This window comes from Faecalibacterium sp. I4-1-79, from assembly GCF_023347235.1.
Lineage (GTDB): Bacteria > Bacillota > Clostridia > Oscillospirales > Ruminococcaceae > Faecalibacterium > Faecalibacterium tardum.
Window position 1 is genome coordinate 1 of sequence record NZ_CP094467.1, and the last position, 21057, is coordinate 21057.

Annotated in this window: 16 protein-coding genes; 10 read left to right on the forward strand and 6 right to left on the reverse strand. The window is 58.2% G+C overall.

The features are described from left to right. From dnaA to MTP36_RS00040, 8 genes are all read left to right on the forward strand, one after another. A complete protein-coding gene (dnaA, locus tag MTP36_RS00005; RefSeq protein ID WP_005924255.1) occupies nt 1-1323 on the forward strand; it encodes a chromosomal replication initiator protein DnaA in 1323 nt (440 codons plus the stop codon). Between the two features lie 397 nt (nt 1324-1720). Then, entirely contained in the window at nt 1721-2827 is a 1107-nt protein-coding gene (dnaN, locus tag MTP36_RS00010; RefSeq protein ID WP_112091464.1) for a DNA polymerase III subunit beta, read from the forward strand. Between the two features lie 12 nt (nt 2828-2839). Next, on the forward strand, nt 2840-3055 hold the full coding sequence (locus tag MTP36_RS00015) for an RNA-binding S4 domain-containing protein (RefSeq protein ID WP_005924246.1): 216 nt from the start codon (nt 2840-2842) through the stop codon (nt 3053-3055). Then, the gene (gene recF / locus MTP36_RS00020; RefSeq protein WP_249252512.1) at nt 3056-4177 is read left to right on the forward strand and encodes a DNA replication/repair protein RecF; all 1122 of its coding nucleotides are present in this window, start codon (nt 3056-3058) and stop codon (nt 4175-4177) included. An 89-nt stretch (nt 4178-4266) separates the two neighbouring features. Further along, on the forward strand, nt 4267-4524 hold the full coding sequence (gene remB / locus MTP36_RS00025) for an extracellular matrix regulator RemB (protein WP_005924242.1): 258 nt from the start codon (nt 4267-4269) through the stop codon (nt 4522-4524). A gap of 219 nt (nt 4525-4743) precedes the next feature. Next, complete coding sequence (gene gyrB, locus MTP36_RS00030) at nt 4744-6738, forward strand: DNA topoisomerase (ATP-hydrolyzing) subunit B (protein ID WP_055186813.1); 1995 nt, start codon at nt 4744-4746, stop codon at nt 6736-6738. A 15-nt stretch (nt 6739-6753) separates the two neighbouring features. Continuing rightward, a complete protein-coding gene (gene gyrA, locus MTP36_RS00035) occupies nt 6754-9336 on the forward strand; it encodes a DNA gyrase subunit A (protein ID WP_249252521.1) in 2583 nt (860 codons plus the stop codon). A gap of 296 nt (nt 9337-9632) precedes the next feature. Next, entirely contained in the window at nt 9633-10214 is a 582-nt protein-coding gene (locus MTP36_RS00040; protein ID WP_249252523.1) for a manganese efflux pump MntP, read from the forward strand. Nucleotides 10215-10450: 236 nt separating this feature from the next. Here the strand turns inward: MTP36_RS00040 and MTP36_RS00045 are convergent, their stop codons facing one another. Genes MTP36_RS00045 through MTP36_RS00055 form a run of 3 tightly spaced genes read right to left on the reverse strand, consistent with a single transcriptional unit; the run spans nt 10451 to nt 12385 of the window. After that, the gene (locus MTP36_RS00045) at nt 10451-11137 is read right to left on the reverse strand and encodes a GntR family transcriptional regulator (RefSeq protein WP_249252525.1); all 687 of its coding nucleotides are present in this window, start codon (nt 11135-11137) and stop codon (nt 10451-10453) included. A gap of 1 nt (nt 11138) precedes the next feature. Further along, entirely contained in the window at nt 11139-11834 is a 696-nt protein-coding gene (locus tag MTP36_RS00050) for an RluA family pseudouridine synthase (protein ID WP_249252527.1), read from the reverse strand. Continuing rightward, a complete protein-coding gene (locus tag MTP36_RS00055) occupies nt 11831-12385 on the reverse strand; it encodes an NUDIX domain-containing protein (RefSeq protein ID WP_113991702.1) in 555 nt (184 codons plus the stop codon). The genes MTP36_RS00050 and MTP36_RS00055 overlap by 4 nt, the downstream gene beginning before the upstream one ends. Before the next feature lie 959 nt (nt 12386-13344). On the opposite strand from MTP36_RS00055, the gene nifJ reads away from it, so the two are divergent. Further along, on the forward strand, nt 13345-16890 hold the full coding sequence (nifJ, locus tag MTP36_RS00060; protein ID WP_249252536.1) for a pyruvate:ferredoxin (flavodoxin) oxidoreductase: 3546 nt from the start codon (nt 13345-13347) through the stop codon (nt 16888-16890). 477 nt (nt 16891-17367) lie between these two features. On the opposite strand, the gene MTP36_RS00065 is transcribed toward nifJ, so the two are convergent. Then, entirely contained in the window at nt 17368-17649 is a 282-nt protein-coding gene (locus MTP36_RS00065; RefSeq protein ID WP_005924206.1) for a helix-turn-helix domain-containing protein, read from the reverse strand. Further along, nucleotides 17646-18005: a type II toxin-antitoxin system RelE/ParE family toxin gene (locus tag MTP36_RS00070; protein ID WP_249252538.1), complete on the reverse strand. Its 360-nt coding sequence runs from the start codon at nt 18003-18005 to the stop codon at nt 17646-17648. The genes MTP36_RS00065 and MTP36_RS00070 overlap by 4 nt, the downstream gene beginning before the upstream one ends. 689 nt (nt 18006-18694) lie before the next feature. Here MTP36_RS00070 and mgtE point away from each other — a divergent pair. Further along, on the forward strand, nt 18695-20269 hold the full coding sequence (gene mgtE, locus MTP36_RS00075; RefSeq protein ID WP_113620572.1) for a magnesium transporter: 1575 nt from the start codon (nt 18695-18697) through the stop codon (nt 20267-20269). Nucleotides 20270-20476: 207 nt separating this feature from the next. Here mgtE and MTP36_RS00080 read toward each other — a convergent pair whose 3' ends face one another. Further along, the gene (locus MTP36_RS00080) at nt 20477-21001 is read right to left on the reverse strand and encodes a hypothetical protein (RefSeq protein WP_249252539.1); all 525 of its coding nucleotides are present in this window, start codon (nt 20999-21001) and stop codon (nt 20477-20479) included. Between the last annotated feature and the right edge of the window lie 56 nt (nt 21002-21057).

A 21057-nucleotide genomic window follows, 5' to 3' on the forward strand; every position in this document is an offset into this window, starting at 1 on the left:
ATGGATTCTTTCAAGGACGTTTTAGAAGCGGCCCAGATGTACTGCAAGGCGCAGATGGCCGAGCCAACGTACAATCTCTATATCGACGGGTTGGAGCCCATCAGCTTTGAGGACTCCAGCCATATCACCCTGTCGGTGCGCAACGATTTTATCTGCAAGATCGTCACCGACCGGTACCTTGGCCTGCTCAAGGAGGCCTTCAAGTCCGTGCTGGGCTTTGATGTGGACATCACCCTTGTGGTGCCCAGCACCCCGCCCCACGAAGTAGTGCTGGCCCAGCAGTACGAGGCAAACCCCGCCTCCCCGCAGGGCAACTACGAATTCACCTTTGAAAACTTCATCAAGGGGCCGTCCAACCAGTTTGCGTTTGCTGCTGCGCAGGCTGTGGCGGCAAACCCCTCCGGGGCGTATAACCCCCTGTTCATCTACGGTGGCTCCGGTCTGGGCAAGACCCATCTGCTGACCGCCATTCAGACCGAGATCAAACGCACCCACCCCGATTTCGTCATCATGTATGTCACCTGCGAGCAGTTCACCAACGAGCTGATCGCCGCCATCCGCGCCGGCAGCACCGAGGACTTCCGCATGAAGTACCGCGTGGCAGATCTGCTGCTGGTGGACGATATCCAGTTCATCGCGGGCAAGGAGTCCACGCAGGAAGAATTCTTCCACACCTTCAACTCCCTGCACGACGCCCACAAGCAGATCGTCATTGCTTCCGATCGCCCTGCCAAGGAGATCAAGAGCCTCGAAGAGCGTCTGCGCACCCGCTTTGAGTGGGGTCTGACCGCCGATGTGCAGCCGCCGGATTTTGAGACCCGTGTTGCCATCGTGAAGCGCAAGGCAGAGCTGCTCCATCTGGACCTGCCCGAGGACGTGGCAGAGTTCATTGCCAACCACCTGAAAAACAACATCCGCCAGCTGGAGGGCGCGGTGAAAAAGCTGAACGCCTATTATATGCTGGAGGGCATCCAGCCGGTGATCAGCGTGGCGCAGAACGCCATCAAGGATATCCTCAACGAGACCCAGCCGGTACCGGTGACCATCGAAAAGATCATCGGCGAAGTGTCCCGCACCTTCAACGTGTCCCCTGCCGACATCCGGGGCACCAAGCGCAACGCCAACGTGGCTTCTGCCCGGCGCGTTGCCATCTATATCCTGCGGGAAGTCACCGGCATGAGCATGGAGGAGATCGGGCGGGAATTCTCCGGCCGTGACCATTCCACCATCGTCTACTCCCTCAAGACCATGGAACGGGACATGAAGAACGACCAGCACCTGCGCGAGACCGTGAGCGATATCATCAAGAACGTGAAGGCCTAAACCGGGGAAAACCGGGCAAAAGTCATACTCATTTCAGGGCGTGACCCCAAAATATGGGGAGAAACCGGAACAAAAAGGGGAAAATACGCCTATATCTTGTGGCAAAAAGGCGAAGCTTTCCACACTTTCCACTTAGTTTTCAACATTTAACATCAGTTCTTCACATCGGCTGTGGAAAGAATCACCGTTCCCCACCTTTCAACATTTCCTTCACGAGCCTTCCACAACCCGGTGGAAAGCCAAAGCCCCGCATCCCGGCAAGACATTTCCGGGTTTTCAACATCTTCCCCACCCCCTACTACGGTTACTACAACAAGTTCAATATATTACAGCCTTCCGGCAGCAGCCCAAAGGACAGATATCCCGCCGGAAGTGTGAAAAAAGGAGAGATACTGTTTTGAACATCGTCTGCGATAAAACGCTGCTCAGTGCAGCCATCGACGGCGTTTCCAAAGCTGTCACCATGCGCTCGTCCATCCCGGTGCTGGAGGGCATTCTGCTGAAGGCCGAAGGCTTTCAGCTCACCCTGACCGGCTACGATCTGGAAATGGGCATCGTGACCACCATCGAAGCCAACATCAAAGAACCCGGTGAGATCGTGCTGAATGCAAAACTGCTCAGCAGCATGATCAGCCGGATGCCGGCAGGTCAGATCAGCATCGTGGCTGCCGATAACGGCAAGACCACCATCCAGAGCGGCGTGGCACAGTTCGAGATCCAGTCCATGCCCGCCACCGATTTCCCGGATCTGCCCAACACCGGCGCAGAGCAGACCCTGACCATCAAGACCGGCGTGCTGCGGGACATGATCGAACGCACCTTGTACGCTGTCAGTCAGGACGAGAAAAAACCCGCCCACACCGGCGAGCTGTTCGAGATCGAGCTGGACAAGCTGACCATGGTGGCGCTGGACGGCTACCGCCTTGCCATCGTGGAGCGCCCCATCACTGCCGTGAAGGATATCCGCATCATCGTGCCCAGCAAGACCATGACCGAGGTGTCCCACCTGCTGGCCAACGATGACGAGGAGGATGTGCACATCAGTGCAAACCGCCGCTATGTGGTGTTCACCACCGCCGGTTACACCATCATGAGCCGCCTGATCGAGGGCGAATTCCTGAATTACCGCAATGTTATCCCCGCCGGAAGCCGCACCCGGGTGACCATCGACACCAAGGACTTCATCTCCACCATCGAGCGCGCCTCTCTGATTATTACAGAGCGTTTAAAAAATCCCCTCCGCATCTCCTTTACAGAGGGTAAAGTTGTGGTGCGCTGCCAGACCAACCTCGGCCGCGTGGTGGACGAGTTCAGCGCCGCCTGCGAGGGCGACGAGGTAGAGATCGGCTTCAATAACCGCTATCTGCTGGATGCGCTGCGCAACGCCCGCACCGAGCAGGTGCGCATGGAGATCAGCGGCCCGTTGAGCCCGGTGAAGGTGCTGCCGGTGGAAGGCAACGACTTTTTGTATCTGGTACTGCCGGTACGCTTTAAAAACGACTAAGGAGCGCGTTTTATGCAGAAGATTCTTATTCATACCGAGTTTATCAAGCTGGATGCCCTGCTCAAATTTGCCGGCCTGTGCGAGACCGGCGGCGAAGCAAAAGAGCTGGTGCAGGGCGGTGCCGTAAAGGTGAACGGCGAGGTGTGCACCATGCGGGGCAAAAAGTGCCGCGCCGGGGACGTCATCGAGCTGGACGGGCAGAGCGTAGAGATCGGGCAGGGTCAGTAAATGCGTCTGCTTTCGCTGGAAGTACAGAACTATCGCAATATTTGTGCGGCACGGCTGGAGCCCGGCCGGGAGCTTACCGTCATCTGCGGCAATAACGGCCAAGGTAAAACGAACCTTTTAGAGGCCATCTGGCTGCTGACCGGCGGCAAAAGCTTCCGGGGCGGCAAGGACGCCGAGCTTGTGCGCCGGGGAGAAGCATTTGCGGTGCTGGAAGCTGACACCCAGCGGGACCGGCCGGAAGGCTGTGAGCCCGCCGAGCCTGCCCACATCCGCATGACCGTGGGCACCCCGGAGGCCGCAAAGCCCGGCCGCTATGCGGCGGTGAACGGCGCAGCGCCCAAGCGGGCGGCGGCACTGGCGGGCAGCTTTCCGGCGGTGGTGTTCGACCCCGGCCACCTGAGCCTTGTCAAAGGGGCTCCGGAGGGGCGGCGCAAATTTCTGGACGCTGCGCTGTGCCAGCTGTACCCCGGGTATCTGGCCAGTTACCGCCGCTATGTACGGGTTTTGCAGCAAAAAAATGCGCTGCTGCGCCACTCTGCAACCGGGCAGGAGCGCCCCTATGCGGAAAAGCGCACCCTGCTGGAGGTACTCAACACCGAACTTGCCGCGCAGGGCGAAGCCTTGCAGCAGCGGCGGCGGGAGTATCTGACACTGCTGGCTCCCTGCGCCTGCGCCAACTACGCAGAGCTTTCCCACGGGGCGGAGCGGATGAGCATCCGCTATGCCGCCCAGTTTGCGCCGGGCGGGCTTGCCGACCTGCTGCGTCAGCGGCAGGAGGAGGAGCTGCGTGCCGGGCAGAGCCTGTGCGGCATCCACCGCGAGGACTTGGAGCTGCTGCTGGACGACCAGCCTGCCCGGGTGTATGCCAGTCAGGGACAGCAGCGCAGCGTGGTGCTGAGCCTGAAAATGGCGGAAGCCGCGGCGGCGGCGCAGATCACCGGGGAGCACCCGGTACTGCTGCTGGATGATGTGCTGAGCGAGCTGGACGAAGGGCGCAAGCAGTATCTGCTCACCTGCATGAAGGAAAAGCAGACCTTTGTGACCAGCTGCGATGACACGGACTTTTTAAAGACCGACGGCGAGGTGTACCGCATGGACGGCGGGGTGTTGAACCGGGTCTGACAGTATGGAGAAATGTTGTAAGCGATACTGCATAAAAGCTGAATTTTCGTGGACTTTATGCAAACAAAAGACACGGGAGAAAATACAGTATGTATATTCATCTGGGGCGGGACTATGTTCTGAACGACCGTGATATCATTGGCATCTTTGATCTGGAGACCACCACCACCTCCCCCCGGGGGCGGGAGTTTTTGAACTACGCCCAGAAGAACGGGGCGGTGGTCAGCCTTTCGGACGAGCTGCCCCAGTGCTATGTACTGGCAGACGGAGGGCTGGTGGATGCGGTGTATCTTTCGGAGCTGTCCAGCGCCGCCATGCGCCGCAGAGCGCAAAAGATGGTGGAGTGAAATTTGCGGAAAACGGGCGGAAGATCCACAGAAAAAAGAGGGATGGGAAAGCCCCGGAACCGCCCGGAAAGCCGCACCGTGCCAGCCGGAACGCCCGCTGCGGGCAGCGCGTGAAAACACAACAAAACGGCGAGAAAAAAGTACACCATGGTGTACCGGTTCCCGCTTTGCTATAATTTGAAAAAACAAACGCAAAAATGAACAAAAGGGAGAAAGGATATGGCAGAAGAAATCATTACCAGTACAAATGCCGATACCGCGACCGACCACGAGTATAACGCCAGCGAGATCCAGGTGCTGAAGGGTCTGGAAGCGGTGCGCAAGCGCCCGGGTATGTATATCGGCTCCACCGGTGAGCGCGGTCTGCATCATCTGGTGTACGAGATCGTGGACAACGCCATTGACGAGGCGCTGGCCGGTTACTGCAACCACATCGAGGTCAAGATCCTGAAGGACAATATCATTCAGGTCACCGATAACGGCCGCGGCATCCCCGTGGACATTCAGGCCGATACCGGTCTGCCCGCCGTCACCGTGGTGTACACCATCCTGCACGCCGGCGGCAAGTTCGGCGGCGAAAACTCCGGCTACAAGGTGGCCGGCGGTCTGCACGGCGTGGGCGCTTCGGTGGTCAACGCCTGCTCCGAGTGGCTCACCGTCAATGTGCGCCGCGACGGCAAGGAGTACGAGCAGACCTTCCGGCGGGGCGACCCGGACGGCGCACTCAAGTGCATCGGCACGGTAGCCGAGGGCGTCACCGGCACCCGGGTCACCTTCAAGCCCGACCCGGAAATGTTCAAGGACACCACCGTCTACGACTTCGACACGCTGGAAAAGCGCCTGCGGGAGGAAAGCTTCCTGAACGCCGGTGTCAAGATCACCCTGACCGATGAGCGCCAGCTGTATACCCCCGTGCTGGAGGATGGTCAGGAGGGTGAGCCCTGCTACCGCTCCGAGGTGATGTGCTACGAGGGCGGCATCAAGAGCTTTGTCACCTATCTGGGCGAAAAGCGCAAGCTGGAAGTGCTGCACCCCAACGTCATCTACCTCAAGGGACAGACCGACCGCGGCGTGGCAGAGATCGCCTTGCAGTACAATTCCAGCTACAACGAGCTGCTTCTGAGCTTTGCCAACAACGTCAACACCCCGGACGGCGGCACCCATGAAGAGGGCTTCAAGGCCAGCCTGACCCGCGTGTTCAACGATTACGGCCGCAGCCACGGCCTGCTGAAGGACAAGGACGAGAACCTGTCCGGCGCAGACGTGCGCGAGGGTCTGATCTGCGTCATCTCGGTCAAGCTGCAGGAGGCCGAATTTGAAGGCCAGACCAAGGCAAAGCTGGGCAATACCGAGATCCGCACCCTCGTTTCCAACATGGTCTACTCCAAGCTGATGGAGTTCTTTGAGGAGAACCCCGGCGTGGCAAAGGCCATTTTTGAAAAAGCAACGCAGGCCGCCCGCGCCCGCGCCGCCGCCAAAAAAGCCCGTGAGCTGGTGCGCCGCAAGAGCGCGCTGGAGACCAGCCGGATGCCCGGCAAGCTGGCAGACTGCCGCGAGAAAGACCCCAGCCGCACCGAAATCTTCATCGTCGAGGGCGACTCTGCAGGCGGCTCTGCCAAGATGGGACGCGACTCTGCCATTCAGGCCATTCTGCCGCTGTGGGGCAAGATGCTGAACGTGGAAAAGGCCCGCGCCGATAAAATTTACGGCAACGACAAGCTGATGCCGGTGGTGCTGGCGCTGGGCTGCGGCATCGGTGACGAGTTCGATATCTCCAAGCTGCGGTACGACAAGGTGTTCATCATGGCCGATGCGGACGTGGACGGCTCCCACATCTGCACCCTGATGCTGACCTTCTTCTTCCGCTATATGCGCCCGCTGATCGAGCAGGGGCATGTGTATGTGGCACAGCCGCCCCTGTTCAAGGTGCAGAAGGGCAACACCATCAAGTACGCCTACAACGACGCGGAAATGGCCATCCTCTCGCAGGAGATGCCCGGCGCAAAGGTGAACCGCTATAAGGGCCTTGGTGAGATGAACCCCGAGCAGCTGTGGGAGACCACCATGAACCCGGACAACCGGGTCATCGTGCAGATCACCATCGAGGATGCCGAAAAGGCCGATGAAGCCTTTACCATCCTGATGGGCGATCAGGTGGAGCCCCGCCGCCGCTTTATCGAGACCAACGCCCAGTACGCAAAGCTGGACGTGTAAGACACGGAGGAACAAATGGAAGAAGATTATGTGATGATACCGGGCAGCGGAACCAAAAAGATCATCCGCGACGTCAAAAAGGAGATCGAAACGGCCTTCCTGGATTATTCCATGTCGGTCATCGTGTCCCGCGCCCTGCCCGATGTGCGGGACGGCTTGAAGCCTGTCCACCGCCGCATTCTGTACACCATGCATGAGCGCGGCAACGACCCCAGCCATGCATACCGCAAATCTGCCGATACCGTCGGTGCGGTGCTGGGCTCTTACCACCCCCACGGCGACGCATCGGTCTACGACGCCATGGTACGTCTGGCACAGGACTTCTCGCTGCGCTATCCGCTGGTGGATGGTCAGGGTAACTTTGGTTCTGTGGACGGCGACCCCCCGGCTGCTTACCGTTACACCGAGGCCCGCATGAGCCGCATGGCGGTGGAGATGCTGACCGATATCGAGAAGGACACCATCGACTGGGACCCCAACTTTGACGAGACCAAAAAGGAGCCCAGCGTGCTGCCCTGCCGCTTCCCGAACCTGCTGGTCAACGGCAGTCAGGGCATCGCGGTCGGTATGGCCACCAACATCCCGCCCCACAACCTGAGCGAGGTCATTGACGGCTGCATCGCTTATATCGATGACCCGGACATCGACCTGCCCGGCCTGATGGAACACATCAAGGGCCCGGACTTCCCCACCGCCGGCATCATCATGGGACGCAGCGGCATCCGCGCCGCCTACGCAACCGGCCGCGGCAAGATCACCCTGCGCGGACGCGCCACCATTGAGGAGACCAAAAACGGCCGCACCCAGATCGTCATTACGGAAATTCCCTATATGGTCAACAAGGCGCGTCTCATCGAGCACATGGCAGACCTTGTCAAGGAAAAGCGCATCGAGGGTATCACCGGCCTGAACGATGAGACCAACCGCAAGGGTATGCGCATCGTGGTGGATATCCGCAAGGACGCCAATGCACAGGTCATCCTGAACCAGCTGTACCAGTACACGCAGCTGCAGGATACCGTGGGCGTCATTATGCTGGCTATCGACCATAAGGTGCCCAAGGTGCTCACCCTGAAGCAGATGCTGCAGAAGTATGTGGAGTTTCAGGACGAGGTGGTGCGCCGCCGCACCCAGTACGACCTGAAAAAGGCCAAGGAGCGCGCCCACATTCTGGAAGGTCTGAAAAAGGCCACCGACATCGTGGACGAGCTGATCGCCACCATCCGCGCCTGCAAGGGCGGCATGGCAGAAGCTAAAGCTGCCATCATGGAGCAGTTCGGCTTTGACGACCCGCAGGCAGACGCCATCGTTAAATTGCAGCTGGGTCGTCTGGCTGGTCTGGAGATCTTGAAGATCGAGGAAGAGCTGGCAAGCCTGCAGGCCAAGATCGAGGACTGGGAAGCCATTCTGGCCGATGACGCCCGGGTGCTTGCCATCGTCAAGGACGAACTGCTGGAAATGAAGAAGCGCTTCGGCGACGAGCGCCGCACCGAGATCCAGTCCGTGACCGGCGAGGTGGATATCGAGGATCTGATCGCCGAGGAGCAGTGCGTCTACACCCTGACCGAGGCCGGTTATATCAAGCGTCAGCTCAAGGCCACCTATCAGGCACAGCGCCGTGGTGGACGCGGCATCTCCGGCATGACCCGCAAGGAAGAGGACATCGTGCAGGAGATGTTCGTAGGCTCCACCCACGACTATGTGCTCTTTGTCACTGACCGTGGCCGTCTGTTCCGCATCAAGGGCTACACCATCGCCGAGGGCAGCCGCACCAGCAAGGGCATGAACATTGTCAACCTACTGCAGCTGGCTGAGGGCGAAAAGGTCACCAATATGATCTGCCAGAGCAAGGACGCTGAGCAGTCGGGCGGCTATGTGACCATGGTCACCAAGCAGGGTCTGATCAAGCGCACCCCGCTGGAACAGTACGCCAACATCCGCAAGAGCGGCCTGATCGGCATTGCCCTGAACGAGGGCGATGCCTTGGCATGGACCCGCCTGACCTCCGGCCACGATATGCTCATCGTTGCCACCCGCAACGGTCAGGCCATCCGCTTCAACGAGGAGGATGCCCGCCCGATGGGCCGTAACGGCCACGGCGTGCGCGCCATCCGTCTGGCGGAGGGTGATGAAGTTGTCGGCGTGTGCATCTGCCGCGAGGGCGGCACGGTGCTGACCGTGACCGAGAACGGCAAGGGACGCCGCTCGGATATCGACACCTACCGCATCACTGCCCGCGGCGGCAAGGGCATCCGCAACTACGATGTGAGCCGCGACAAGGTTGCCGCCGTGAAGATCGTGGACGATGTGGATGACGTGCTGCTGAGCAGTCAGGAGGGCATCATCATCCGTCTGCACGTCAACGAGATCCCGCTGCAGAGCCGCTATGGCTCCGGCGTGCGGGTGATGCGTCTGGGCGAAAACGACAAGGTGATGGTGCTGGCACGCACCGACCACGACGACGAAGCACAGACCGAGAAGATCGACGCTTCTGAGGCTGATGCCGAGCCCACCGCCGAGCAGCTGGCCGAGATGGAAGCCGCCGATGCTGCCGCCGCCACCGAAGCCCCGGAGGCAGACCCCGAGGAGAAGGAATGATTGACCTACCGTCAGGTTTGTCTGGACTTCCCCTTGAAACTGTGCTAGAATAAACGAAATCACAATACCCGTGGGGGAGTAGCAGGCGCTTTGCAGAGCGCAGCAAGTCAACATAATGACCGCTTTCCGGTCTGGCTTGCTTTCATTTGCGAGACTCATGTGTTTTGGTGCGTGTTTGCTGCGCCCGTGCACATGGAGTGGATCTCAAAAAATCACCCGGTCCCGGACGTACAATGCGCCCGGGGCCGGGTTTTGTTTTGGTTTGGATCACGGTCAACAAACAGGAGGCAGACAGAATGGAATGGAGTTTTGTGTTTTTTCTCAACAGCGTTTTGCTGGGCGTGGGGCTTGCGATGGATGCGTTTTCGGTGTCCATGGCAAACGGCCTGCACGACCCTAAAATGAACAAGGGCACCATGTGCAAAATTGCGGGCACTTTTGCCCTTTTTCAGGCTGCAATGCCCATGATCGGCTGGGTGTGCGTGCATACCATCGTGGAGCTGTTCTCGTCCTTCGAGACTCTGATCCCGTGGATCGCGCTGGCGCTGCTGAGCTACATCGGCGGCAAGATGCTGGCAGACGGCATCCGCGGCGAGGAAGCCGAAGAAGCGGCAGAGCTCAGCGCCGGGGCGCTGTTCATGCAGGGTGTCGCCACCAGCATTGATGCCCTCTCGGTGGGCTTCACCATCTCGGAGTACGGCTGGATGATGGCGCTTACCGCTGCCATCATCATTGCGGTGGTCACCTTCTTCCTCTGCATGGCGGGTCTGCGCATCGGCAAAAGATTTGGCACACAGCTTTCCGGCAAGGCCAATATCCTGGGCGGTGTCATCCTTATCGGCATCGGTCTGGAGATCTTCATCACCGGGGTGTTCTGAATATCAAAAGCCCGGAGCGTCTGCGGATGCTCCGGGCTTTTGCTTTTGTTTTAACTCCCTCAGTCGCGGCGTGCGCCGCGACAGCTCCCTCGGAGAGGGAGCCTCTGGCGAAACCGGAAACTTCACGGTTTGACAGAAAAGTTTACCGTCATGCCAAAGGCCCCATCCCAGAGGGGGCTGTCGCCGTAGGCGACTGGGGGATTTTTTTCTCTTTGTTCCCCGTGGAACAATTTGGCTTATTTCACATTTTCCGGCTCAAAAAAGTCGGCGTATTCCTCGGTCAGCTTGCTGCCAAGGCGGCGGATACCGCCGTACAGATGCCGCTCCACCAGCGGCTCAAAGGCGGCAAGGTCGCACCGCTCGATGGCGTTCAGCAGGTTGCGGTGGTCTGCGATCACCTCGTCCAGCCCGCCGGTGGTCATGGTGTCCAGCATACGGAACCGGCTGTAATCGGCGTGGGCGTTCTGTAAGGTGCTCCACAGGTACATCTTGTCCATGGCGGCAAACCATGTCTCGTGCAGGCGGCAGTCCACCTCGTACAGCTTGTTATAGTCCGGGTTCTCGGCACGCGCCAGCGCTTCGTAGGCGTCCACCCGTGCGCGGATCTGCGCACGCTGCGCCGGGGTGGCGATGGGGGCAAAGTCCCGCAAAATGCGCCCCTCCACGGCGGTGCGCTCGTAGATCAGCTCGTCCACGATGCGCCGGTTCAGCCGGGTGACGGTGGTGCCCTTGTAGGGCACGATGCGCACCAGTCCGTTTTCCTGCAATTTTTGCAGCACCACCCGGATCAGGGAGCGCGGCGCACCGAACCGGGCGCACAGCGGGTTCTCGCTCAGCGAAGAGCCGGGACGGATGGTCAGGTCGATGATCTCCCGCTCCAGCACGGTGTAAATTTCGGCATCAGTCTTGTATTGCTGTTCCATATCACTCACCTAATTCCAAAAACTCCCTCCACGGTGCAGCGGCGGGCAGGGGCAGAGAAAAGGCCATGGGCTTGCCGGTGTCCGGGTGCACAAAGCGCAGGCCGCAGCTTTGCAGGGCGATGCTGCCCTTCTGGCGGCTGCCGTATTTGCCGTCGCCGTACAGCGGGTGCTTGCGGCTGGCAAACTGTACCCGAATCTGATGGGTGCGCCCGGTGTGCAGGGTGATCTCGGCAAGGCTATTCTCCCCTGCCGTGGCAAGGATGCGGTATTCCAGCACCGCTTCCCGCACCCCCTTGCGGGGACGGCTGACCGGGAACACCCTGCCCTTGCGGCTGTCCTTGAACAGGTAGTCCCGCAGCACCCCTGCGGCGGGCAGCTGCGCGTCCGGCGCACCGGCAATGACTGCGCGGTACTGCTTAACGAACTGCGGCGCGGCGGCTTTGCCCTCGGCGCGGCCATCCTGCACGGCGTAGGCGTCCTGACTTTGGGTCACCTGACGGCTCAGGGCGGCGGCAGCCGCCGGGGTGCGGGCATAGACCATCAGCCCGGACACCCCGGTGTCCAACCGGTGCACCACCCCCACAAAGGCATCAGGTGCGTTCCAGTGCGCCCGCAGCGCGGCGGGCACGCCCTCCTCGCTGGAAAGCCCGGCAGGCTTGTCCAGCACCACAAGGGCGGCGTCCTCGTATAAGATCACAGCTTGCCCTCGGCCAGCAGAGCCTTCAGCTTCAGGATGCCCGCAATGGTCTTGCCGTCCTTGATCTCGCCGCTCATGACCATCTGATATGCCTTTTCCAGCGGCACACGGTCGGGGGTCAGAAACTCGTCTGCATCAAGGTGCATCTTGGTCTCGTGCAGACCGGTGGCTACCCAAGTATAGATGACCTCGGTATCGTAGCCCACGGTGGGGTAGAATTCGCCCAGAGAGATGTAGTTGTCGGCGGTCAGGCCGCACTCCTCTTCCAGTTCCCGCTTGGCGGCTGCAAAGGGGTCCTCGCCCTTTTCCAGCTTACCGGCGGGCAGCTCCCACAGCTGCTGCTGCATGGCATAGCGGAACTGCCGCACCATGCAGATGGTGCCGTCTGCAAAATAAGGCAGGATGCAGGCACCGCCGTGGTGATGCACCACCTCGCGGGTAGCGGTCTTGCCGTTTTCCAGCAGTGCGGTGTCCTTGGTCAGGGTGATGACCCGCCCCTCAAACAGGGTCTCGCTGGAGAGAGTTTTTTCAAAGTGTACTGTATCGTTCATTTGTTTTACGCCCCTTTTCCGGCGCAGCGCCGGTTTTATGCTCTCAGTTTACGGCAAAGTGCGGTTTGTTGTCAATAAAGATATGATAAATACAAGAGGGCGGGACGATTTGAAATGCGCTCCGCGTTCGCTTTGCGCATATTCAGCGGAAAGAATATTTATAATTTCGCGTTTGGCGCGCTCTGCGGAGCGCTCCAAACGCTATTTTCACGGGAGGGGTCGTAACGGCAAACGGCATTTGCAGCGCCGCTTTCTGCGAAAGCGCGGCGCTGCGGACGTGCCCGCTCCCCCGAGAGGGCCGACTTCCCCCGGCCGGGGGAAGATGTCACCGCAGGTGACAAAAAGGGGAATCTGTCGCGCAGCGACTGAGGGGCTATAAATGGAGAAGCGAAAAAAGCGTTAAAGCGATAGCGCCGACTGGCGCAGCGCTAGCTTTTTTGTGCTTCGACTTCTTCTTTAGGATTGTCAAGGGCGAGCAGCCCTTGGCCTGTTGCGGGGTGGGTGGAGTCCAGAGGTAGGGAGGGGGGAGTCGGAACACCCCTCCCTGCCTCTGGCCCAGCGGAGCGTCCTTGCACGCTGACGGCAGGCAAAAACTTTCCATCCAAACCGCAAACCTTCCGGTTACGCCAGGGGCTCCCTCCCCGAGGGAGCTGGCAAAACCGTCAGGTTTTGACTGAGGGAGTTCCCTCTTGCGAAAAAAATCACAATTTCTGGAAGCGACGGTGGGCAAAAACCGAAAATCAGCATCACTGCTTGCTTTAGCGCACTAAAGAAAGTACAAAACCGCTAAAAAATTTCTTAATTTTTGGTGCGTTTGTCGGGCGGTTTGCGTTTACTTTATTGCCGGAATCTGCTATTATAGTATACAAGCAATAGTGCCTTTTATGGGGTTCTCCGGTCCCAGCGGGCATATTGCCCCGCGCAAAAGGTACCAAATTCTGAATAATGGAGGAAGAAAAATGCCTAGAGCAAAGCAAACTATGGATGGCAATACCGCTGCCGCCCATGTAGCGTATGCCTACACGGACGTGGCTGCCATCTACCCCATTACCCCGTCTTCTCCGATGGCTGACTCTGTGGACCAGTGGTCTGCAGCCGGCCAGAAGAACATCTTCGGCAATCAGGTCAAGGTCGTTGAGATGGAGTCCGAGGCCGGCGCCGCTGGTGCTGTCCACGGCTCTCTGGGTGCAGGTGCTGTTACCACCACCTTCACCGCTTCTCAGGGCCTGCTGCTGATGATCCCCAACATGTACAAGATCGCTGCTGAGCAGCTGCCCTGCGTGTTCGATGTTTCTGCACGTACCGTTGCTACCCAGTCCCTGAACATCTTTGGTGATCACAGCGACGTTATGGCTTGCCGCCAGACCGGCTTTGCAATGCTGGTCGAGAGCAGCGTGCAGGAAGTTATGGATCTGTCCCCTGTCGCACATCTGTGCGCCATCGAGGGCAAGGTTCCCTTCCTGAACTTCTTCGATGGCTTCCGTACCTCTCACGAGTACCAGAAGATCGAGAAGTGGGACTACGCTGATCTGAAGGAAATGTGCAACATGGAGGCTGTTGAGGAGTTCCGCAAGAAGGCTCTGAACCCCGAAAGCCCCAAGATGCGCGGTTCCCACGAGAACGGCGACGTGTTCTTCCAGCACCGCGAGGCCTGCAACAGCGTTTACAACGCTCTGCCGGCTGTTGTTGAGAAGTACATGGCCAAGATCAACGCAAAGCTGGGCACCAACTACGATCTGTTCAACTACTACGGCGCAGCCGATGCTGACCGTGTGATCGTGGCTATGGGTTCCATCTGCGACGTTGCTGACGAGGTCATCGACTACCTGAACGCCAAGGGCGAGAAGGTCGGTATCATCAAGGTCCGCCTGTACCGTCCCTGGGTGTCCTCCGCTCTGCTGAAGGTCCTGCCCAAGACCGCCAAGAAGGTGGCTGTGCTGGACCGCACCAAGGAGCCCGGCTCTCTGGGCGAGCCCCTGTACCTGGATGTTGCCGCTACCCTGCGTGAGGCTGGCCTGAACGATATCGTTCTGACCGGCGGCCGCTACGGTCTGGGCAGCAAGGACACTCCCCCGTCCTCCATCTTCGCTCTGTACAAGGAGCTGGAGAAGGATCAGCCGAAGGAGCGTTTCACTCTGGGTATCACCGATGACGTCACCTTCCTGTCCCTGCCCGAGGTCAAGCCCGCTCCCATCACCGCAGCTGCTGGCACCAAGGAGTGCAAGTTCTGGGGTCTGGGCGGCGACGGCACCGTCGGCGCAAACAAGAACTCCGTCAAGATCATTGGCGACCATACCGACAAGTATGTTCAGGCATACTTCCAGTATGACTCCAAGAAGACCGGCGGCGTGACCATCAGCCACCTGCGTTTCGGCGACAAGCCCATCCGCAGCCCCTACTACATCAACCAGGCTGACTTCGTGGCCTGCCACAACCCCGCTTACATCCACATGGGCATGAAGATGGTTCAGGATGTCAAGCCCGGCGGCGTGTTCATGATCAACTGCCAGTGGTCCGATGAGGAGCTGGGCCAGCACCTGAACGCCGAGGCAAAGAAGTATATCGCTGACAACAACATCCAGCTGTATACCATCAATGCTATCGATAAGGCTATCGAGATCGGCATGGGCAAGCGCACCAACACCATCCTGCAGTCTGCATTCTTCAAGCTGGCTGACGTCATGCCTATCGATGACGCCGTCAACTTCATGAAGCAGGCCGCTCAGAAGAGCTACGGCAAGAAGGGTCAGGACGTCGTTGAGATGAACTGGAAGGCCATTGACGCAGGCGTTGACGCTATCCACAAGGTAGACGTGCCCGCATCCTGGTCCAACCCCGAGGCTGATCCCGCACCCAAGGCTCTGGCTGGCCGTCCGGCACTGGTCAAGCAGATCCGCGACGTCATGGAGCCCATTGCCCGTATGGACGGCGACAGCCTGCCTGTCTCCTCCTTCGTGGCAAATGCAAACGGCGAGTGGGAGCAGGGCGCTTCTGCATACGAGAAGCGCGGCACCGCTGTCAACGTCCCCGAGTGGGATGCTGCAAAGTGCGTTGGCTGCAACCAGTGCGCATTCGTGTGCTCTCATGCAACCATCCGTCCCTTCCTGCTGACCGCTGACGAGCTGGCAGCTGCTCCTGCCCAGACCAAGAGCCGCGATAACAAGCTGACCCCCGAGTACAAGTTTGTTATGGCTGTTTCTCCGCTGGACTGCATGGGCTGCGGCGAGTGCGTCACCGTCTGCCCCACCAAGGCTATCACCATGGTTCCTCAGGACAGTCAGGCCGATCAGCAGGCAGTCTTTGACTACTGCGTGGCCAACATCTCCAAGAAGGCTACCAAGATGGCCGACGACACCGTTATGGGCTCTCAGTTCAACCAGCCCCTGCTGGAGTTCTCTGGCTCCTGCGCAGGCTGTGCCGAGACCTCTTACGCTCGCCTGATCACTCAGCTGTTCGGCGAGAAGATGTACATCTCCAACGCTACCGGCTGCTCCTCTATCTGGGGCGGCACCGCTTCCATCTCTCCGTACACCGTCAACAAGGACAGCGGCCATGGTCCTGCATGGTGCAACTCCCTGTTCGAGGATAACGCAGAGCATGGTCTGGGCCTGTACATCGGCCAGAAGACCATCCGCGAGAACCTGATCAAGGAGATCGCAGAGGTTGCTGGTTCCGACAAGGCTTCTGCTGAGCTGAAGGCTGCTTACGAGCAGTTCATCGCAACCAAGAACAACACCAAGGCCAACGACGAGCCCGCAAAGGCCCTGATCGCTGAGCTGGAGAAGGCTGCTGCTGCCGGCTGCGAGAAGTCTGCAGAGATCCTGAAGAGCAAGCAGTACATCGCCAAGAAGTCCGTCTGGATCTTCGGCGGCGACGGCTGGGCATACGACATCGGCTTCGGCGGTCTGGATCACGTTCTGGCTTCCGGCGAGGATGTCAACGTGATGGTCTTCGATACTGAGATGTACTCCAACACCGGTGGACAGGCTTCCAAGGCCTCCAACATCGGCGAGGTCTGCCAGTTCGCTGCTGCAGGTAAGGAGATCAGCAAGAAGAGCCTGTCCGAGATCGCAATGACCTACGGCTACATCTATGTTGCTCAGATCGCTCTGGGCGCTAACATGAACCAGGCTGTCAAGGCTATTGCCGAGGCTGAGGCTTACCCCGGCCCCTCTCTGATCATCGGCTACGCTCCCTGCGAGCTGCACGGTGTCAAGGGCGGCATGACCAACTGCCAGAACGAGATGAAGAAGGCAGTCGAGGCTGGCTACTGGAACCTGTTCACCTTCAACCCCGCCAACAAGGCACAGGGCAAGAACCCCTTCACCCTGACCTCCAAGGCTGTGGACAACGAGAAGTATCAGGCTCTGCTGGCAAACGAGACCCGTTACAGCCGTCTGACCCGCGCCTTCCCCGAGCGTGCTAAGGAGCTGTTCGCTCGCAACCAGGAGGTTGCAAACGACCGCTACGAGCACCTGACCCGTCTGGTCGAGCTGTACAAGTAAGCTGTTTTTAAGCAGCGGCAGAGACACCAAATGAACCAGCGGCCCCTGCTCTTTCCCGTGTGAAGAGCGGCAGCCCCGCATCGGCGGTTACTGCGCAATGCAGCGGTGCGGAACTGTGGAATTTGCCTTTGCCGTGCCAGAACAGGCTGAACGTTTTGCCCTGTACCTGACAGAACGGTCGAAAAACCTGATTTCATTCCCCTCCTTTTGCGCAGGGGCTTGAGATACCAAAGCGCCCGCGAGGGTCCTTGAGAGCACACCCCGCGTGTGTCAGGAGCATAAGGTCTGCGTGCAGATACCTTGCTCCGTCTGCGGCATAAGACCTGCCTTGCAGGGATCTTGCCTCAGTGAAAAAACTGCATCAGTTTTTAGCGCCCCGCTCACCGCAAGGTGACCGGGGCGTATTTTTGTGTAAATGAAACTATAAGCCCGGAGCGTCCGCAGACGCTCCGGGCTTATAGTTTGACGAAATAAAAGTTATTTGTTTGTCACAAATTCAATTTTGACATTCATTCCCATACCAGCCGCAAGGCGCTGCAAGGTGCGCAGAGAAGGGTTTGCATTTCCCCGTTCCAACTTGCTGATATCGGCCTGTGCAATGCCGGTGCGCTCCGAAAGCTGTTTCTGGGTCAGACCGCTTTCCTTCCGGGCATCGATCATAGCTTGCGCAATGGTAAGCTCCGGCTGAAGAGCATCCCATTCGGCCTTAAAAGAAGGCCGCTGTAATTGTTCATTCAAATAATTCCGAAAATCACTCATGAGGAACTCTCCTTTCGATAAAAATAGTCCGCACGATACTTTTGCGCCAGTGCAATTTCCTCTGGCGGTGTTTTTTGCGTCTTTTTGACAAAGCCATTTGTCAGGATGATCTGATGCCCGACCACGAAGAAATACAAGATGCGCGTTATGTTGCTGCTTTGCTTGGCACGCAATTCAAAAATGCCATCTCCCAATGATTTGGAATAAGGCTCCCGCAGTTGTGTGCCATTGGTTTCCAATAGAGAGATCGTGCCTAAAAGCTTTGCCAGCATTTTGTCATCCAGCGTATCCAGAAAATCACGAACCGGGCAGCTGCCGTCTGCTTTATGATAAAAATTTACTTCAAAAGCAGACATTTTCAGCATCCTTTCCGGTCAATGACATCCTACGATTATAATATAGGATAAAACAAATATTGTCAAGAAAATTTTTTATCACAAAATCTTCCAGAATTTTCCGCTTCCTTTTTACAGTTTCTTCATAGCTTCTTAACGAAATGAATGGTGAAAGCTGTTATACTTTTGCCATGGGAAGCGGGGCCGCAACCACTTCCCAAGTAACATGATTCCTCCTCACACCAAGGCAATATCCAAGCAAAACACCCTTCTCTGTGCGCCGCAACACGGAGAAGGGTGTTTTGTTTCTGTAAGACGCCGTAAAAATCTTTGCAAAACCTCGCTTTAGGGTTGACCCCATTTTTTTGCGGCGCTATAATAAAAAAGGATATAGCCAGTGCAGCGCCCGGCGCGGGTGCTGCGGAATTTACGAAAACTGGGAGGTGAACGCAGGACAATGGACCCTGATCATAGTCGAAGTAGCTCCACCGATGCGGTAGATCGGACAACAAAAAGTACTGTGTTCGCCTTTTTGCATCCGGCGGCTTAAAAAGCCCCCGGAATAGGAAAGGCGCGGCTTTGCGTGCGCGGAAATGGCTGCATTTGCGGCATTCCGGCACCGGGCGGCGCGTTTTTTGTTTCCCGACCTGCTGCATCCTCCGGCGCGGAGAAAGCCCTCCGCGCCGTATAGTACCCAGAGGAGGTAGCCCATGGATATGGAAGAAAAGAAGCTGGAAACCAACACGGAACAGAACCTGCCGGTGCAGGAGCTGCCCGCCGATATCCCCGCCGAGGTGCGTCAGAAGCTGGCGGAGGATCTGAACGAGGAAGCCACCGAGGATCTGAAGCAGGATATGCGGGAGGCAGAGCGGGAGGAAGCCAATGACGAAGAGGTCAAGGCAAACCCCGAGATGCTGACCAAGAGCCGTCTGCTGAAGCTGCTGATCAAAAAGCAGTACGTCAAGCTGCGCGAGGTGACTGAGGAAGAGCAGCCCGCCGACCTTGCCGAGCTGCTGGAAGAGCTGGACGAGAACAACCGTCTGGTGGTGTTCCGCCTGCTGAAAAAGGAAGTTGCCACCGAAGCCTTTGCCTATATGTCCGACGAAGCCCGGGACGATCTGGTGAACGCTTTCTCGGACGTGGAGCTGGTGAGCGCCATCGAGGAGATGAGTCTGGACGATGCCGCCGACCTGCTGGAAGATATGCCCGCAGGCGTGGTCAAGCGGGTGCTGGAAAAATCCTCCCGGGAGACCCGCGAGAGCCTGAACAAGCTGCTGAACTACCCGGAAAGCTCTGCCGGCAGCCTGATGACCCCGGAATATGTGCGTCTGCGCATGGATATGACGGTGGAACAGGCCTTTGCCGCCATCCGCAAGCAGGGCGAGAACGCCGAGACCGTCTACACCTGCTATGTGGTGGAGAGCAACCGGCTGCAGGGCGTTGTCTCGGCCCGCAATCTGCTGTTGGCAGACCCCAAGACCCCCATCACGGAGATCATGGAGGACAATCTGGTCACCGTGAAGGTCACCGACGATCAGGAGTTTGTGGCCCGTGAGATGCAGCGCTACGACTTTACCGCCATGCCCGTTCTGGACAACGAGGGGATGTTCGTGGGTATCATCACCATCGACGACGCTATCGACGTTCTGACCGACGAGAGCACCGAGGATATGCAGAAGATGGCTGCTATTCTCCCGGATGACGACGCCACCACCTACTTCGGCACCAGCGTGTGGACCCACGCAAAGCAGCGCATCCCGTGGCTGCTGATTTTGATGCTGTCCGCTACCTTTACCGGCATGGTCACCACCCACTACGAGGAAGCCTTTGTCAGCCTGCCGCTGCTGGTCTCCTTCATGCCCATGCTGATGGATACCGCCGGTAACTGCGGCAACCAGATCAGCACCCTGATGGTGCGCGGTCTGGCACTGGGCGAGGTAGAGCCCGCCGACTTTATGCGGGTGCTGGCCAAGGAGCTGCGGGTGTCTGCCATCGTGGGCGCAGTGCTGGGCATCGTGAATGGCCTGCGCATCTACCTGATGTACACCTTCCTCTTCCCCGGCCAGTACGCCAACGTGATGGGCTACGCCATCGTGGTCAGCGTATCGCTGTTCTTCAGCGTCATTCTGGCAAAGCTGGTGGGCGGTATGCTGCCGCTTGCCGCCAAAAAGCTGGGTGCCGACCCCGCCATTATGGCTACTCCCTTCATCACTACCATCGTGGACGCTTGCAGCCTGATCCTCTATTTCCAGATCGCACAGCTGGTGTTCCGCAATATGATGTAAAGAAAAAAGCAATGCCGGACGGTCTGCGGACCGCCCGGCATTTTTTTGCGGGACGAACCCTCTCAGTCATCGCTGCGCGATGACAGCTCCCCCGAAGGGGGAGCTTATAGCACTGTCGGAAGCTTTTAGTATTCATCCGATACGTTTCAGTTATCGCAAAAAAGCTCCCCCTTCGGGGGAGCTGTCGCCGCAGGCGACTGAGAGGGTTCAGACGGGGTAAAAACCGTGTGGAAAACCACAGTTTGTGTCCGTTTTCCACACCGGGTTTTTCTCCCCGGCGGTTTGTGGAAAACTGCCCGGGGCAAGATTCCAGATTGGAGAAAAGCAAACCCGTAAGCCGGAGTAAACTGTAAAAACAAAAGAAAAACCTTCGACTTTCTTTTTTATAAAAGGCAGATTGCCCACATTTTTGCCCACAAATTTCCAGAATGCGGCGGCATCCATTACGGCTTGTATAGGGCTTTCCTCCACTGGATGTGGAAAACTATGTGGAAAAGGTGGAAAACATCGTTGGAAACTGCGCCTCTTTTTCACAAAAACGGTGGAAAACCCGGTGGAAAAAGTGAAAAGTTCATTCCAGACCGGATAGTCCATACAATTTTCGGTTGTCGTTTTGGGACTTGAAACCCGCATGAATGCTGTGCTTTTCCCGCCTTTTCCACACCCCGGCGGCTGCGGTGTGAAAAAACTGCGCGTGCAACCTGTCTGCCGGGAAAGAAAGTGCAGTTTCAACGCCTTCCGCGTGGATTTTCTTGAATGCGGGGGCCTGTCATGGTAAAATAGGGGTA

Bases quoted from the DNA above. Each gene is read 5' to 3' on its own strand.
- MTP36_RS00055 (WP_113991702.1), bottom strand. From the start codon at position 12,385: ATGAACGATACAGTACACTTTGAAAAAACTCTCTCCAGCGAGACCCTG.
- MTP36_RS00015 (WP_005924246.1), top strand. From the start codon at position 2,840: ATGCAGAAGATTCTTATTCATACCGAGTTTATCAAGCTGGATGCCCTG.
- nifJ (WP_249252536.1), top strand. From the start codon at position 13,345: ATGCCTAGAGCAAAGCAAACTATGGATGGCAATACCGCTGCCGCCCAT.
- dnaA (WP_005924255.1), top strand. From the start codon at position 1: ATGGATTCTTTCAAGGACGTTTTAGAAGCGGCCCAGATGTACTGCAAG.
- gyrB (WP_055186813.1), top strand. From the start codon at position 4,744: ATGGCAGAAGAAATCATTACCAGTACAAATGCCGATACCGCGACCGAC.
- recF (WP_249252512.1), top strand. From the start codon at position 3,056: ATGCGTCTGCTTTCGCTGGAAGTACAGAACTATCGCAATATTTGTGCG.
- MTP36_RS00040 (WP_249252523.1), top strand. From the start codon at position 9,633: ATGGAATGGAGTTTTGTGTTTTTTCTCAACAGCGTTTTGCTGGGCGTG.
- MTP36_RS00070 (WP_249252538.1), bottom strand. From the start codon at position 18,005: ATGTCTGCTTTTGAAGTAAATTTTTATCATAAAGCAGACGGCAGCTGC.
- mgtE (WP_113620572.1), top strand. From the start codon at position 18,695: ATGGATATGGAAGAAAAGAAGCTGGAAACCAACACGGAACAGAACCTG.
- gyrA (WP_249252521.1), top strand. From the start codon at position 6,754: ATGGAAGAAGATTATGTGATGATACCGGGCAGCGGAACCAAAAAGATC.
- remB (WP_005924242.1), top strand. From the start codon at position 4,267: ATGTATATTCATCTGGGGCGGGACTATGTTCTGAACGACCGTGATATC.
- MTP36_RS00065 (WP_005924206.1), bottom strand. From the start codon at position 17,649: ATGAGTGATTTTCGGAATTATTTGAATGAACAATTACAGCGGCCTTCT.
- MTP36_RS00045 (WP_249252525.1), bottom strand. From the start codon at position 11,137: ATGGAACAGCAATACAAGACTGATGCCGAAATTTACACCGTGCTGGAG.